The organism is Bradyrhizobium sp. USDA 4473, assembly GCF_054063335.1.
Genome location: NZ_JBSSGE010000001.1, coordinates 3,998,694 through 4,013,841 on the forward strand (window position 1 = coordinate 3,998,694; position 15,148 = coordinate 4,013,841).

9 protein-coding genes are annotated in these 15,148 nt (G+C 65.3%); 2 read left to right on the forward strand and 7 right to left on the reverse strand.

The genetic code is table 11. The features are described from left to right. Positions 1 to 3 precede the first annotated feature (3 nt). The 3 genes from glgB to ACVW17_RS18580 are packed head-to-tail and all read right to left on the reverse strand — an operon-like array spanning position 4 to position 7,413. The gene (glgB, locus tag ACVW17_RS18570; protein ID WP_456753217.1) at positions 4 to 2,151 is read right to left on the reverse strand and encodes a 1,4-alpha-glucan branching protein GlgB; all 2,148 of its coding nucleotides are present in this window, start codon (positions 2,149 to 2,151) and stop codon (positions 4 to 6) included. Beyond that, positions 2,148 to 5,453 (reverse strand): maltose alpha-D-glucosyltransferase, encoded by a 3,306-nt coding sequence (treS, locus tag ACVW17_RS18575; protein WP_456753218.1) that lies wholly within the window; start codon positions 5,451 to 5,453, stop codon positions 2,148 to 2,150. The genes glgB and treS overlap by 4 nt, the downstream gene beginning before the upstream one ends. Positions 5,454 to 5,463: 10 nt before the next feature. Next, a complete protein-coding gene (locus ACVW17_RS18580; protein ID WP_456753219.1) occupies positions 5,464 to 7,413 on the reverse strand; it encodes an alpha-1,4-glucan--maltose-1-phosphate maltosyltransferase in 1,950 nt (649 codons plus the stop codon). Positions 7,414 to 7,616: 203 nt separating this feature from the next. Here ACVW17_RS18580 and malQ point away from each other — a divergent pair, with 203 nt between their 5' ends. Together malQ and ACVW17_RS18590 are read left to right on the forward strand one after the other, a co-directional pair. Next, positions 7,617 to 9,566: a 4-alpha-glucanotransferase gene (gene malQ, locus ACVW17_RS18585; protein WP_456753220.1), complete on the forward strand. Its 1,950-nt coding sequence runs from the start codon at positions 7,617 to 7,619 to the stop codon at positions 9,564 to 9,566. Between the two features lie 15 nt (positions 9,567 to 9,581). Continuing rightward, positions 9,582 to 11,390 carry a glycoside hydrolase family 15 protein gene (locus ACVW17_RS18590; RefSeq protein WP_456753221.1) on the forward strand — a complete coding sequence of 603 codons (1,809 nt, stop codon included), beginning with the start codon at positions 9,582 to 9,584 and terminating at the stop codon, positions 11,388 to 11,390. Between the two features lie 7 nt (positions 11,391 to 11,397). On the opposite strand, the gene ACVW17_RS18595 is transcribed toward ACVW17_RS18590, so the two are convergent. From ACVW17_RS18595 to zwf, 4 genes are read right to left on the reverse strand one after another with little or no spacing between them, the layout of a single operon-like run. Beyond that, positions 11,398 to 12,204: an HAD family hydrolase gene (locus ACVW17_RS18595; RefSeq protein ID WP_456753222.1), complete on the reverse strand. Its 807-nt coding sequence runs from the start codon at positions 12,202 to 12,204 to the stop codon at positions 11,398 to 11,400. Continuing rightward, a complete protein-coding gene (locus ACVW17_RS18600; protein ID WP_456756467.1) occupies positions 12,201 to 12,689 on the reverse strand; it encodes a gluconokinase in 489 nt (162 codons plus the stop codon). The genes ACVW17_RS18595 and ACVW17_RS18600 overlap by 4 nt, the downstream gene beginning before the upstream one ends. Before the next feature lie 54 nt (positions 12,690 to 12,743). Then, a complete protein-coding gene (gene pgl, locus ACVW17_RS18605) occupies positions 12,744 to 13,496 on the reverse strand; it encodes a 6-phosphogluconolactonase (RefSeq protein WP_456753223.1) in 753 nt (250 codons plus the stop codon). A 1-nt stretch (position 13,497) separates the two neighbouring features. Continuing rightward, the gene (gene zwf / locus ACVW17_RS18610) at positions 13,498 to 14,991 is read right to left on the reverse strand and encodes a glucose-6-phosphate dehydrogenase (protein WP_456753224.1); all 1,494 of its coding nucleotides are present in this window, start codon (positions 14,989 to 14,991) and stop codon (positions 13,498 to 13,500) included. Between the last annotated feature and the right edge of the window lie 157 nt (positions 14,992 to 15,148).

Here is a 15,148-nt window from a genome sequence, read left to right on the forward strand (position 1 = left end):
CAATCAGCTTTCCGGTACGAGGAAGATCGCGGCCAGCGGCGGAATGGTGAGAGTCAGCTCGGGCGTGGCGCCGTCCGAAGCGCGGACCTCGCCGATATTGCCGACATTGCTGCCGCCGTAGTGGGAGGAATCCGAGTTGAGCACCTCATGCCACTTGCCGGCGAACGGCACGCGGACGCGGTAGTTGCGATAGACGTTGGGTGAGAAGTTTGCGACCACCAGGCAGCGGGCGCGCGCATCATTGCCCTTGCGGACCCAGGCGAACACATTGTTGTTGGCGTCGTCGGTGGTGACCCACTCGAAGCCGGCTTGGTCGCAGTCGAGCTCGTGCAGCGCCGGCAGCGCGCGGTAGAGCCGGTTGAGATCGCGGACCAGGTTCTGGACGCCGCTGTGCCGCGGCTGTTGCAGCAGATGCCAATCGATCGAGTAGTCGTGGTTCCACTCGCGTTCCTGGCCGAACTCGCAGCCCATGAACATCAGCTTCTTGCCGGGGTGGCCGAACATGAAGCTGTAATAGACGCGCAGGTTTGCGAAGCGCTGCCAGTCGTCGCCCGGCATGCGGCCGAGGATCGAGCGCTTGCCGTGCACGACCTCGTCGTGGGACAGCGGCAGGATGAAGTTCTCCGAGAAGGCGTAGTGCAGGCCGAACAGGATATCGCCGTGATGGAATTTGCGGTGGATCGGATCCTTGCCGATGTATTTCAGCGTGTCGTGCATCCAGCCCATGTTCCACTTGTAGCCGAAGCCGAGCCCGCCATATTCGACCGGGCGCGACACCTGCGGCCATGCGGTGGATTCCTCCGCAGCGGTGGTCGCCTGCGGGAAATGCGCAAACAGCTCGGTGTTGAAGCGGCGCAGGAAGTCGATCGCCTCGATGTTCTCGCGGCCGCCATACTTGTTCGGAATCCAGCCGCCGGCGGGACGACTGTAGTCGAGATAGAGCATGGAGGCTACGGCATCGACGCGGAGCCCATCGATGCCGTAGCGATCGAGCCAGAACAGTGCGTTCGACACCAGGAAGTTGGTGACCTCGGTGCGCCCGTAATTGTAGATCAGCGTGCCCCAGTCGAGGTGGCGGCCCTGCAGCGGATTGGCGTGCTCGTACAGCGCGGTGCCGTCGAAATTGCCAAGACCATGCGGGTCGTCGGGGAAATGCCCGGGCACCCAGTCGAGCAGCACGGCAAGGCCGGCACCGTGGCAGGCGTCGATCAGCGCGGCGAAATCGTCCGGCGAGCCGAAGCGGCTGGTCGGCGCGAACATGCCGGTCGGCTGGTAGCCCCATGAGCCGTCGAACGGGTGCTCGGTGATGGGCAGGAATTCGACATGGGTAAAGCCCATGTCGCTGGCATAGGCCGGCAGCTGCTCGGCCATCTCGCGATAGGTCAGCCACTCGTTGCGGCCCTTGCGGCGCCACGAGCCGAGGTGCACCTCGTAAATCGACATCGGCGAGCTCAGCGCGTTGACGCGATCGGGCGCCGGGCGCGGATGCGGGATTTTGCGCTCGTCGATCACGATCGACGCGGTCTTCGGCCGCACCTCGGCGGCGAACGCGAGAGGATCGGACTTCAGGGGCAGATGCTGGCCGTTGCGTCCGATGATCTCGAACTTGTAGTGATCGCCGACGCGGGCGCGCGGAATGAACAGCTCCCAGTAGCCGGGACCGCGCACCCGCATCGGGTGACGCCGGCCATCCCAGAAATTGAAGTCGCCGACCACGCTGACCCGCCGCGCATTCGGCGCCAGCACCACGAAGCCGATGCCGTCGACGCCGTCGAGCGTCATCGGATGTGCGCCGAGCGTGTCGTAGACGCGCTGATGGGTACCTTCGCCGAGCAGATAGAGATCGAAATCGCTCAGGATCGGCGGAAAGCGGTAGGCGTCCTCCAGCTCGACGACGTTGTCACCGAAGCGGGCGCGGAGTTGGTAGCGGGTCGAGCCGTTCGGCAGGGGGCCCGCGAACAGGCCGGCATCATGGATCTGGGCCAGCGGTGCCGTCTCGCCATGCTCGCCGATCGCCTCGACATTGGTGGCATCAGGCAGGAAGGCGCGCACGACATTGCGATCCCCCTCGGCATGGAGGCCGAGATAGTGAAAGGGATCGGAGTGACGGCCCTCGATGATGGCATAGGCCTCGGCGGGCAGTTTGTTCATGCACCCTCATGCGGCTGTTGCGCCAGAATCCTTAACAGGCCGGTCAGCGGCACCCGCAGCCAATCCGGCCGGTTGGCCAGTTCATACTCGATCTCGTAGAAGGCTTTCTCAAGCAGGAAAAAGTTGAGCAGGCGGTCGGCCGCCTTGGCGTCGGCGGGCCACAGGCGTTGGCCGGCCATGGTCTCGCGATAGGCGGCCAGGAAGGCGTCGGCCGCCTGGTCGCGCCATTCGGCCAGAGCGAGACTCAGCCTGCCGCTCTCGTCGGGGGAGACCTTGAGGGCCCGTTCCAGTGCCGCCGTCGCCGCATAGTCGATCGAACGGATCAGGCCGGCGACGTCGCGTGCGGGTGGTGCCTTGCGGCGCCGCTCGGCGATGGTGCGGCCCGGCCCGCCGTCGAAATCGATGATGAAAACGTCGTCCTTGACCACCAGCAGCTGGCCGAGATGCAGGTCGCCGTGGTGACGGATGTTGAGCCCGTCGGTCTCGCGCGGCAGCAGCGCCTTGAGCCGCTCCGGCAGCGTGTCGTGCTGGGCCTGCAATTGATCGGCCAGCAGCCGGTCTGCCTCCTTCAGCGAGCTGCGGCGCTGCTTCAGCGTGTCGAACACGCGCTCGGCGCGTGCCATGATCTCATCGGTCCAGCGCTGCAGATCCTCGGGCTTGGTCGGCTCGGGCGCGAAGTCGGGCAGGTCGCGATTGCTGGCGAGCGCGATGTGCAGCTCGGCGAGGCGCTTTCCCGCATGCGCCATGTGGCGCAGCCAGGTGGCCTGATCGCCGTTCTCCTCCGGATGTTCGCTCGCCGCCAGCAGGCGCTGTCGCTCGATGAGGCGGTCGAGATGCGAGGCCGCGACGTTCCAGAGGTCGCCCTGGTTGACCACCATCGCATGCAGCACGGCGACGGCGCTGCGCTTGTCGCCTTCGACCAATTCGGAGGTGCCGAGCAAAGCCGGCGTATTCGGAAATGCGACCACTTCGGTGAGGAAGCGGCCCATCTCGATCTCCGGATTGATGCCGACTTCGAGCTTGCGGTAGATCTTGGTGACGTATTCATTGTCGACCAGCGCGGTCGAATGCGGCTGATCGTTCTCGAACACGCGAATCCGCTCCGGCTGCCGCACCGGCCGATCGGAGAACCGGCTGGTCGGCCGGAATTCGAGCTTCAGGCCCTGCTCGCCTTCGTCGACCGTGAGGTTTTCCCGCAAGTTCCGCAGGAACAGGCCGGTGAAGATCTGGTCGGTGGCGACGTCGAGCAGCGTGCCTTCGCGCGCGCCCTGGCGCACGGCGGCGAACGCGCGCGGATTGTAGCGCTCGCGGTCGAAGCGAACCCACTCGATCTGCATCGGCAGTACGTAGCGGCTGGTGGTGCCGCGCTGCGTGGTCTCGAAGAAGATCAGCCAGGGCCGGTTGTCGCCGACATCGCAGAACGGGATCGCCGAAACCAACGTCGGCTGGATCGCCTTGGCGGAATGCTCGGGATACCAGCGAGTACGAGCGAGATGGCCGGGCAGCACGTCGTGTTCGAACACGCCGCGCTCCCGCGCCAGCGAGGTCCAGGTCGAGTTGAGCGGCACCACCAGCGTCTCGAATTCCGGTACCGCGCGCGGCGTCACCGGCTCGGACTTGTCGCGTTCCTGCAACTCGAACCAGTAGAAGCCGTAGGGCGCGAGCGTGATCATGTAGGGCAGCTCGCCGATCGCCGGGAAGCGCGTGCGCCCGAGCATCTCGAGCGGAATGCGGTCCTTGAAGGCGGAGAGATCGAGCTCGGTCGCCTGCGCCGAGCGCGACAGATTGGCGACGCACAGGATCACCTCGCCCTGGTACTGCCTGACATAGGCCAGCACCGAGCGGTTCTCGGGACGGATGAAGGTCATGGTGCCGCGCCCGAACGCCAGCGTCGACTTGCGCACCGCGATGAGCCGCTTGGTCGCCGACAGCAGCGAGGACAGGCTGCGCGACTGCGCCTCGACATTGACCGACTCGTAGCCGTAGACCGGGTCCATGATCATCGGCGCGTAGAGCCGCGCCGGGTCGGCGCGCGAGAAGCCGCCATTGCGGTCCGGCGACCATTGCATCGGCGTGCGCACGCCGTTGCGGTCGCCGAGATAGATGTTGTCGCCCATGCCGATCTCGTCACCGTAATAGATGATCGGCGTGCCGGGGAACGACAGCAGCAGCGAGTTCATCAGCTCGATCTTGCGGCGGTCGTTGTCCATCAGCGGCGCAAGCCGGCGGCGGATGCCGACATTGATGCGGGCGCGCGGGTCGTTGGCATAGGTCGACCACAGATAGTCGCGCTCGACATCGGTGACCATTTCGAGCGTCAGCTCGTCGTGATTGCGCAGGAACAGCGCCCATTGGCACGCCGACGGGATGTCCGGCGTCTGCCTGAGGATGTCGGTGATCGGGAAGCGGTCTTCCTGGGCGATCGCCATGTAGATGCGGGGCATCAACGGGAAATGATAGGCCATGTGGCATTCGTCGCCATGGCCGAAATATTCCTGCACGTCCTCCGGCCATTGATTGGCTTCGGCCAGCAGGATCTTGCCCTTGGCATAGGCGTCGAGCTCCTGGCGCAGCCGCTTGATGATGGCATGCGTCTCCGGCAGGTTCTCGTTGTTGGTGCCGTCGCGCTCGCACAGATAGGGGATGGCGTCGAGCCGGAAGCCGTCGACGCCGGTGTCGAGCCAGCGCTTCATCACCTGCACGATGGCGCGCACCACGCGCGGATTGTCGAAGTTCAGGTCCGGCTGGTGTGAGAAGAAGCGGTGCCAGTAGAACTGGCCGGCCTCCGGATCCCAGGTCCAGTTCGACTTTTCCGTATCGGTGAAGATGATCCGCGTATCGAGGTACTTCTGGTCGGTGTCGCTCCAGACATACCAGCTGCGCGCGCTGGAATTCGGCGGGCTGCGGCGCGCGCGCTTGAACCAGGCGTGCTGGTCCGAGGTGTGGTTGACCACGAGCTCGGTGATGACGCGCAGGCCGCGCTTCTTGGCCTCCTGGATGAAGCGCTTGAAGTCCTTCATGGTCCCGAAATCGGGATTGATGTCGCCATAGTCGCCGATGTCGTAGCCGTCATCGCGGCCGGGCGAGGGATAGAACGGCAACAGCCACAGCGCCGTGACGCCGAGCTCCTGCAAATAGCCGAGCTTCTCCGTCAGCCCCGCGAAGTCGCCGATACCGTCATTGTTGCTGTCCGCGAACGCCTTGACGTGCAGCTGGTAGATGATCGCGTCCTTGTACCAGAGCTGGTCCGCGGTCTCGGTCGCGATCTTCACCTCGGTGTTGACGGAGGAGAAAACGTTCATGAGGGCTCCTTCAGGCGACACAGCGCAGCAGCAACGCGGGATCGCGCGCAGGATCGAGACGCAGGCGGATGCCTCCCCATTCGAGCGCATGACGCTCGCCGGTGACAAGGTCTTCCAGTTCCGTGACGGGGCGGCGGGCGTCCCCTTGGCCGACCATGACGTCGCCGAGCGGAAGCCAGACCTCACGCGGCTCGGCCGACAAGGCAATCGCAGTCGCGATCACATTGCCCTGATCGACCGCCTCCTTGACGAAGCCGATCACGCCGCCGTCATCGACGTTGATAAAGCGCAGATTGGCGAATTGTTGCAGGGCCGGATTGCCGCGCCTGATCCGGTTGAGCGCCGCAATGTAAGGCTTGATGTTCCCTGGCTCGTCCCAGTCGCGCACCCTGATCTCATACTTCTCCGAGTTGAGATATTCCTCGCGACCGGGGACCGGCGTGTGCTCGCGCAGCTCGAAACCGCTGTAAATGCCGTAGCTGCTTGACAGCGTCGCGGCCAGCGCGAGACGCGACTTGAACATCCAGGATTCGCCGCTTTGCAAATGGAAGGGCAGGATATCAGGTGTGTTGACGAAGAAATTCGGCCGAAAGAAGTCACGCTCGGGATAGGAGATCAACTCGCCGAGATACTGTTCGAGCTCGATGCGCTGGGTGCGCCAGGTGAAGTAGCTGTAGGATTGTGTGAAGCCGAGCTTGGCCAGGCCCTTCATCAGTTTCGGCCGCGCGAAGGTTTCCGCAAGGAACAGTACATCCGCGTCGCGGTCCTGCACCTCGCGGATCAGCCATTCCCAGAATGCCAGCGGCTTGGTGTGCGGATTGTCGACCCGGAAAATCTTGACGCCCTGCTCGACCCAGAACAGCACCACATCGCGCAGCGCGCGCCACAGCGCGGCGGCATCGTCGCAGCTGAAATCCGGATTGACGACATCGTCCCAGCGCTGGGGCGGATGTTCGGCCGTACGCACCGATCCGTCCGGTCGCCGCTTGAACCACTGGGGATGCTCGGTCAGCCAGGGGTGATCGGGCGAGCATTGCACGGCGAAATCGAGCGCGACCTCGAGGCCGTGCGACTGGCAGGCCGCAACGAAAGCGCGGAAATCGTCGAGCGTGCCGAGCTCCGGATGCACCCCGTCGTGGCCGCCCTCGGCCGAGCCGATCGCGTAGGGGCTGCCGGGATCGCCGGCCTGCGCGATCGCGGCATTGTTGCGGCCCTTGCGATGCGTCCGCCCGATCGGGTGGATCGGCGCCAGCAGCACGACGTCAAACCCCATCGCGGCAATGTCGGGCAGCCGCGCGATGCAATCGCTGAAGGTCGCATGCACGCCCGGTCGCTTGCCCTGGCTGCGCGGAAACATCTGGTACCACGCCCCGCTGCGCGCCCGCGGCCGGTCGGCGGTGAGGGGATAGAGCGGCGAGCGCATCAAATCGCGCCGGAACTGGCTGCCGGCCATCGCCTCGCGCAATTCCGGTGCCAGCAGCGCGCCCGGTTCGCCGCTCTGCAGATAGATTTCACACTGCCGGATGATCACGGCGGCTGCGGCGGGTCCCCCGGCCTGCGCCCGGGTCAGCATCCCCGCGCCTTCGACCGCGTCCAGCGTGTGGTCGCCGCCGTCGCGCTGCTTCTGCTCGAAGCGATGCCGCCAGCTGGCGAAGTCGTCGGTCCAGGCCTCGATCGCGTAGGTGTAGCGGCCGGGCCGGTCGGGCACGAAGGCACCGCCCCAGCGGTCGTCGCTATGCTGCGACATCGGCGCGACCTGCCACGCGTTGTCGCCGTCGTGCCGCCACACCAATGCCGCTGAAATCACGTCATGTCCGTCACGGTAGATGTCGGCCCACACCTCGACAGGTTCGCCTGCGATGCGCTTGACCGGAAAGCGGCCGCCGTCGACCGACGGGTAGACATCGGTGATATGAAAAGTGCCATGGGCACTCTCGACAGGCCGGAGAGTTTTGTTCACGGTGATGCCGCCATTGAATAAGCAAATGACGTCCCGACGCCGGGAAGGAGGCGCGCCAGACCCATATAGAAAGCCGCTCGCCGGGCATTGGTTCCCGGTGGGAACGCTTGATAGGGTAGAGCGTTGAACATCAACTATCCCTTTCCCGTATCTATACAATTTAGCAACGATCCCAATACCGTTGCGAGCAGACAGCGTGCCGAATGGACCTTTACGCCGAAGCCCAGACCCTGGGAATCCAGACCGAGTATATCGATGGGAGCGGTCACCGTCGTGTGACAACCCCGGAGGCGCTGACGGCGATCCTGGCGGCGCTGCCGCCCCAGACGCCGCGGCGGATCGTCACCGATCCCGTGGTCGTCAGAGGCGGCCAGGCTGCGCAAACGCAGCTTGCCGAGGCGGCGCAGCTTCCGGTGCAATGGAAGGTCATGAGCGGCGATGCGGTGCTCGCGCAAGGCGAGGCGCATGGGCGGAACGTTGCGTGGCCGTCCGGCCTCCCGGAGGGCGTGCACCGCTTGCTGCTGTCGGACGCATCGGGCAGCGAGCAGCTGCCGTTCCTGGTGGCGCCGGAGGGCGCGTTCGGCGGCACGTTCGATCGCTGCTGGGTGATCGCGGTGCAGCTCTACGGCGTGCGCTCCGCACGCAACTGGGGCATCGGCGACTTCACCGATCTGCAGTGGCTGCTCACATTCGCCCGGCAGCTCGGCGCCGACGGCATCGGGCTCAATCCGCTGCATGCGCTATTCGACGATCGGCCGGGCGACTGCAGTCCATATTCCCCGAGCAGCCGGCTGTTCCTCAACGCGCTCTATGTCGATGTCGAGAAGATTCCCGAATACCGCATCGATGCCGCGACGCAGGCCGCGCTGGCGCAGCTCCGTGGCCAAGACCTGGTCGACTATGTCGGCGTTGCGGCGTTGAAATGGCCCGCGCTGCGCGCGGCCTTCGCTGCCTTCAAGGCCAATCCCGGTCCCGGCCGCCGGCAGGATTTCGAGGCTTTTCGCAACGAGCAGGGCGCACTGCTGTCGCGCTTCGCCTGCTTCGAAACGATGCGGCACAAGTTCAACAAGCCGTGGTGGGAGTGGCCGGACGAATGGCGGCAACCCAGCGACGCGGCTTGCGCCAAATTGCGGGAGGCGCGCGACAGCGCCGCCGAGGTCGAGTTCGTCGAATTCGTGCAATGGACGGCGGAGCGCCAGCTCGGCGCCTGCCAGGCGCTGGCGCACAAGCTCGGCATGGGGGTCGGGCTCTATCTCGACGTCGCCGTCGGCGTGCAGTCGGATGGTTTCGACGCTTGGAATGAGCAGACTGCGATCTCGCGTCATCTCGGTGTCGGCGCGCCGCCGGACCCGCTCAACACGGCGGGCCAGGACTGGGGGCTGGCCGGCTTCAACGCCGCGGGCCTCGAACAGCGCTCGTTCGAGCCGTTCCGGCAGATGCTGCGCGCCTCGATGCACCATGCCGGCGCGATCAGGCTGGACCACGCTTTCGGGCTGAAGCGGCTTTATCTGGTGCCGCGCGGCTTCGGGCCGGCCAATGGCGCCTATGTGCTGATGCCGTTCGAGGCGCTGCTGGCGGCGACCGCGCAGGAAAGCACGGCCAGCCGCTGCGTCGTGATCGGCGAGGACCTTGGCACCGTGCCGCCGGGGTTCCGCGAGCAGATGAACGGCTGGGGCATCTGGTCCTACCTCGTGATGATGTTCGAGACCGACGACCAGGGCGTGTTCCGCAACGCCGACTATTATCTGCCGAACGCGCTGGTCACCTTCAACACCCACGACCTCTCGACCTATGCCGGCTGGCGCTCGTTCAGCGACCTCAAGACCAAGCGCGGACTCGGGATCGATCCCGGCGAGACCGACCAGGGGCGCTGGGACGCGCTCGGCCAGCTCGACGACGTGCTGCGCCGGCACGACATCCACAGCAATGATTTTGATTCGGTCGTGAGTTTCATGGCGCGGACGCGGTCGCGGATGCTGGCGGTGTCGATGGAGGATCTGCTCGGCATTGTCGAGCAGCCCAACATCCCAGGCACCGTCTACGAGCATCCGAACTGGAAACGCCGGCTCCCGATCCCGCTCGAGCAGCTCGCGTCGGCGATCGATATCGAGGCGCTGAAGCGCGCAACCCGCGAGCGGTTGCACGCGGGCTAATGCGGAGCATGGTGTGTGGCTTCCCGGATCGAAGACTATGGATTGATCGGCGATTGCGAGACCGCCGCGCTGGTCGGCCGCGACGGCTCGATCGACTGGCTGTGCTGGCCGGCGTTCGATTCCGAGGCGTGCTTCGCGGCGCTGCTCGGCACGTCGCGGAATGGCCGCTGGCTGCTGGCGCCGGCCGATGAGATCAAGCAGACCTCGCGCCGCTATCGGGACGACACGCTGATCCTGGAGACGCGGTTCGAGACCGCAAGCGGCGTGGTTGTGCTGACCGACTTCATGCCGCCGCGCGGCAACGCCTCCGACGTGGTGCGCCTCGTGCGCGGGATCAGCGGCCGCGTCAGGATGCACATGGAGCTGGTGATCCGCTTCGGCTACGGCGTCGATGTCCCCTGGGTGAAGAAGAATCCGGACGGCGAGGGGCTGTTGGCGATCTGCGGGCAGGACATGACCGTGCTGCGCACGCCGGTCGAAACCACAGGCAAGGACCTGACCACGATCGCCGATTTCGAGGTCGGCGAGGGCGACACCGTGCCGTTCATCCTGACCTACGGGGCGTCCTACCAGCCGCTGCCGGAGCCGATCGATCCCGAAGCGGCGCTGAAGGATACCGAGGATTACTGGAAGGAATGGTGCAGCCGTTCGACCTACGACAGCAGCTATCAGCGCGGCCTCGTGATGCGTTCGCTGATCACGCTGAAGGCGCTGACCTTCAGGCCGACCGGCGGCATCGTCGCGGCACCGACCACGTCACTGCCGGAAAAGCTCGGCGGCGCGCGCAACTGGGACTACCGCTTCTGCTGGCTGCGCGACGCCACCTTCACGCTGCTGGCGCTGATGAATTCGGGCTATACCGAGGAAGCGGCGGCCTGGCACAACTGGCTGCTGCGGGCGGTGGCCGGCGCGCCGGCCAACATGCAGATCATGTACGGTATCCTGGGGCAGCGCCGCTTGCTCGAATGGGAGGCCGGATGGCTGCCCGGCTATGAGGGAGCAACGCCGGTCCGCGTCGGCAACGCCGCCCATGCACAGCTTCAGCTCGACGTCTATGGCGAGCTGATCGACGCCTTCCACCAGTCTCGCATGGTCAAACTCAAGCTCGACGAGGAGAACTGGTCGCTGGAATGCACCGTCGTCAATCATCTCGCAGATGTCTGGGACCGGCCGGATCACGGCATCTGGGAGCGGCGCGGCGTTCCCAGGCACTACGTGTTCTCCAAGGTGATGTGCTGGGTCGCTTTCGATCGCGCCATCAAGAGCGCGGAGCGGTTCGGCTTCAAGGCGCCACTGGTCAAATGGCGGGTGCTGCGCGAGGCCATCCATCGCGACGTCTGCCGACGCGGCTTCGATCCCGACCTCAACAGCTTCGTCGAGAGCTATGGCTCGAAGCTGCTCGACGCCAGCCTCCTGCTGCTGCCGTCGGTCGGCTTCCTGCCGCCGGACGATCCGCGCATCCGCGCCACGATCGCGGCGGTCGAGCGCCACATGATGCGCGACGGCTTTGTGCTGCGGCACGATCCGCGCGAGGTGTCGGATGAAATCCAGCCGATCGAGGGCGCATTCCTGGCCTGCAGCCTGTGGCTTGCCGACGCCCATGTACTGGCGGGAGATCTCGACAAGGCGCAGACCATGTTCGACCGCGTGGTGGCGGTCGCAAACGATCTCGGACTGCTGGCGGAGGAGTTCGATTCCGGTGCCGGCCGCCAGACCGGCAACTTCCCGCAGGCGCTGACCCATATCGCGCTGATCAATACCGTGCACAATCTCAGCGCCGCCAGGACCCACGCCGAGAAGCCCGCGGTGCAGCGGTCGAGCTGATGGTGCCTTAGCGACCTGTCGTCAGCACCACGTCCATCGCGCGCGCGAAACCGTCACGCTCGTTGGTCTCGGTGACATGCGTGGCGCGCGCCTTGACGTCATCGCTGGCATTGCCCATCGCGAACGAGATCCCGCTTCGGGCGAACATCGGCAGGTCGTTCTGCATGTCGCCGATGGTGGCGACATTCTCCAGCGACACGCCGAGGCGTTTCGCGATGCCCTCGACGAAAGTGCCCTTGTCGTGGCCGGGCGGGGTGACGTCGAGATAATAGGTCTGCGAGCGGACCGCGGTCGCATCAGGGCCGACCATCTGCTGCATCTCAGCCTCGCAGCGTTGTAGCAGGGGCGCATCGGAACTCGCACCGACGATCTTGCAGGCCTGGTCGAGATAGGGGGTGAAATCGTCGACGATGGTCGGATCATGCTTGATCGCGCGCTTTTCGTGCGCGTTGTACTCGCCGTCCGGATTGCGGGTCAGCCAGCGGTCGTTGGTGAACAGCCAGATGTCGACGTCGCGCGCGCGAAGCAGATCGATGCTGCGCTTGGCCACGGCCGGCGGGATCACATGCTGCTCGAGCGGCCTCAATTGCGGATCGACGATCGACGAGCCGTTGAAGGCGCCGATCGGCAACTTGATCGCGAGCGGTGCAACCAGAAAGCCCATACCGATAGTCGGCCGGCTGGAGACGATGGTGAAGCCGACGCCGGCCTCATGCAGCCTGCGCACCGCCGTGAGGGCGCCATCGGTCAAGGTCTTGTCCTTGGTGAGCAGCGTGCCGTCGACATCGGATACGACAAGTGCGATGCGGGTCATGAGCGATCCAGTTTCAGTTGACTGACGATGTCTTCGACGATGCTGTCGATCGAACGGTCGATCGCGACCGTGATCGGGCGTTCGTCCGGCGTCGGCGGTTCCAGCGTCTTGAACTGGCTGGCGAGCAGGCCCGGCGGCATGAAATGGTCCTTGCGCGCGGCCAGCCGCGTGGCGATCAGCTCCTGCGTGCCGTCGAGGAAGATGATGCGGATATCGCGGCGGCCATGCACCAGGATGTCGCGATAGCTGCGCTTCAGCGCCGAGCAGGCGATCACGGCGCGCTCGCGGACGCCGCAAGTGCGGTCGATCTCGGCGGCGATCGCGCGCAGCCAGGGCCAGCGATCCTCGTCGGTGAGCGGCCGGCCGGAATGCATCTTCGCGACATTGCTCGGCGGATGAAAGCTGTCGCCATCCTCGAAGCGCCAGCCGATCCGGATCGCGAGGCGGTCGGCGATGGTGCTCTTGCCCGAGCCGGAGACGCCCATCACGACCAGGGCGCAGGGGTTCTGCCCGTCACCCAAGAAAGTCACCCAGCGAAATCATCCACGAAAATCCTCCGGCAGCGCGGCCTGATCGATCAGCCAGACGGTCTCGCCCAGCGATCGTGCGCGGTTTGCCGGCAGGTTCTCGCCTGCGAACAGGCGCGTCAAGATCGCGCGCTTGTTTTCGCCTGACACTTCGAACAGCATCTCGCGGCAGGAGGCGAGGGCAGGCAGGGTCAATGAGACCCGCGGCACGAACGGCTCGACATTGGCCTTGGGCACCCCGACCACCCAGCGCAGGGTTTCCTCGACTGCGGGATAACCTGGAAACAGCGAGGCGGTGTGGCCGTCCGGCCCCATTCCCATCAGCACCAGGTCGAACAGCGGCCGCGTCGGATCGAGGTGCTCGGCGCCGTAGAACGCCATCAGCTCGTTCTCGTACAGCGCCGCGCTGACGTCGGGATCCCTGAGATCGGCGGTGTCGGTTGCGATCGGGTGCACATTCGCCGCCGGCGCGCAGCGGTCGAGGAATGCCTGGCGCGCCATGCTCATATTGTGCAGTCTGTCCTTGCGCGGCACCAGCCGCTCGTCGCCGATGAACCAGTCGATGCGATCCCACGGAATCCGCCTGCGATAGTCCGGCGTCGCCAGCAGCTCGTAGAGCGCCTTGGGGCTGGAGCCGCCGGTGAGGCAGATCGCGATCCGCCCGGGATTCTGGTCGATCCGGGCGATCACCCGCTCGGCGGCGGTCTTCGCCAGGGCCGCCGGATCGGCGACCGTGATGATCCTGCGCTCGCCGCTCGTGGTCATGTCAGCCGAGCTTCCGCCAGCTGCGGCCGTCGCGGGTCAGCAGCGCGTTGGCGGCCTCCGGGCCTTCGGTGCCGGCCTTGTAGGGTTGCAGACCGCGTCCGCCAGCGCTCTTCCAGGCGTCGAGGAAGGGCTGCACCGCTTGCCATCCGGCCTCGACGCTGTCGGCGCGCTGGAACAGCAGATTGTCGCCGATCATGCAGTCATAGATCAGCGTCTCGTAACCGGTCGATGGCTCGGCCTTGAAGTAGTCCTTGTAGCGGAACTTCATCTCGACGCCATCGATGTTGATGGTCGGGCCCGGCACCTTGGTGTTGAACTGCAGCTCGATGCCTTCGGTCGGCTCGGTTGAGATGACCATGTAGTTCTGCGACAGGCGGTCGACCGCCGTATCGCGGAACATCGCGAACGGCGCCTGCTTGAACTTGATCGCGATCTCGGTGCGCTTGGTAGCCAGCGCCTTGCCGGTGCGCAGATAGAACGGCACGCTGGCCCAGCGCCAATTGTCGATGGTCAGCTTCAGCGCGGCATAGGTCTCGGTCGAGCTGTCGGGCCTGACATCCGGCGTCTTCAGATAGTCCTCGATCTCGGTGTCGCCGATCCGGCCGGCGCGATACTGGCCGCGCACCGAGTTGGACAACGCCTCCTGCTCGCTCTGGAGCTGGATCGCGCTCAGCACCTCGGCCTTTTCGGAGCGCACCGCATGGGCGTCGAACCGCGCCGGCGGCTCCATCGTCACCAGCGACAGCAGCTGGAACAGATGGTTCGGCACCATGTCACGCAGCGCGCCGGTGGCGTCATAGAAGCTGCCGCGATGACCGACGCCGAGCTTCTCGTCGACGGTGATCTGGACGTGGTCGATGTGGTTGCGATTCCAGATCGGCTCAAACATGCCGTTGGCAAAGCGCAGCACCAGGATGTTCTGCACCGTTTCCTTGCCGAGGTAATGGTCGATCCGGTAGATCTGATGCTCGTCCATCAGCTTCAGCAGCGCGGCGTTGAGCGCTCTGGCCGAAGGCAGATCGGTGCCGAACGGCTTTTCGATGATCAGCCGCCGCCAGGCGCCGTTCTCCTTCAGCATGCCGGTGCGGCCGAGCTGCTCGCTGATCGGCAGGAAGGCCTTCGGCGGGGTCGCAAGATAGAACAGACGGTTGCCGCCGGTACCGCGGGCCTTCTCGAGCTTGTCGAGCCGTTCGTTCATGGCATCGAAGGAAGGGGGATCGCTCGGATCGGCCTCGATCGCGGTGACGCATTCGAACAGGCGCGTGACGACCGCCTCGTCCACCGGGCGGGTGGCGAACTTTCGCAGTCCTTGTAGCAGGCTGTCTTTCATCTGGTCGCTCGACATGCCCTTGCGGGCGATGCCGACGACGCAGAATTTGTCCGGCAGCAGGTTGCCGGCGGCGAGATTGTAGAGCGCCGGGACGACCAGCCGGTGCGTCAGATCACCGGTGGCGCCGAAGATGATGAAGGAGCAGGGATCGGGTTTCTTCTGCACGTGACCTTCCGCGGTTATCTTCTAGATCATGATGCGTTTCCACAGAATCGCATCATGATCTCATCTCCTTGTTTGAGCATGAAAGCCGGCTTCCACTTTTCCGGATCATGCTCTAGACGTGTTTTCTTTACGCGAACCGGTGCCCACTTCGCTCGAC

Bases quoted from the DNA above. Each gene is read 5' to 3' on its own strand.
- malQ (WP_456753220.1), top strand. From the start codon at position 7,617: ATGGACCTTTACGCCGAAGCCCAGACCCTGGGAATCCAGACCGAGTAT.
- ACVW17_RS18600 (WP_456756467.1), bottom strand. From the start codon at position 12,689: ATGGGCGTCTCCGGCTCGGGCAAGAGCACCATCGCCGACCGCCTCGCG.
- glgB (WP_456753217.1), bottom strand. From the start codon at position 2,151: ATGAACAAACTGCCCGCCGAGGCCTATGCCATCATCGAGGGCCGTCAC.
- ACVW17_RS18595 (WP_456753222.1), bottom strand. From the start codon at position 12,204: ATGACCCGCATCGCACTTGTCGTATCCGATGTCGACGGCACGCTGCTC.
- pgl (WP_456753223.1), bottom strand. From the start codon at position 13,496: ATGACCACGAGCGGCGAGCGCAGGATCATCACGGTCGCCGATCCGGCG.
- treS (WP_456753218.1), bottom strand. From the start codon at position 5,453: ATGAACGTTTTCTCCTCCGTCAACACCGAGGTGAAGATCGCGACCGAG.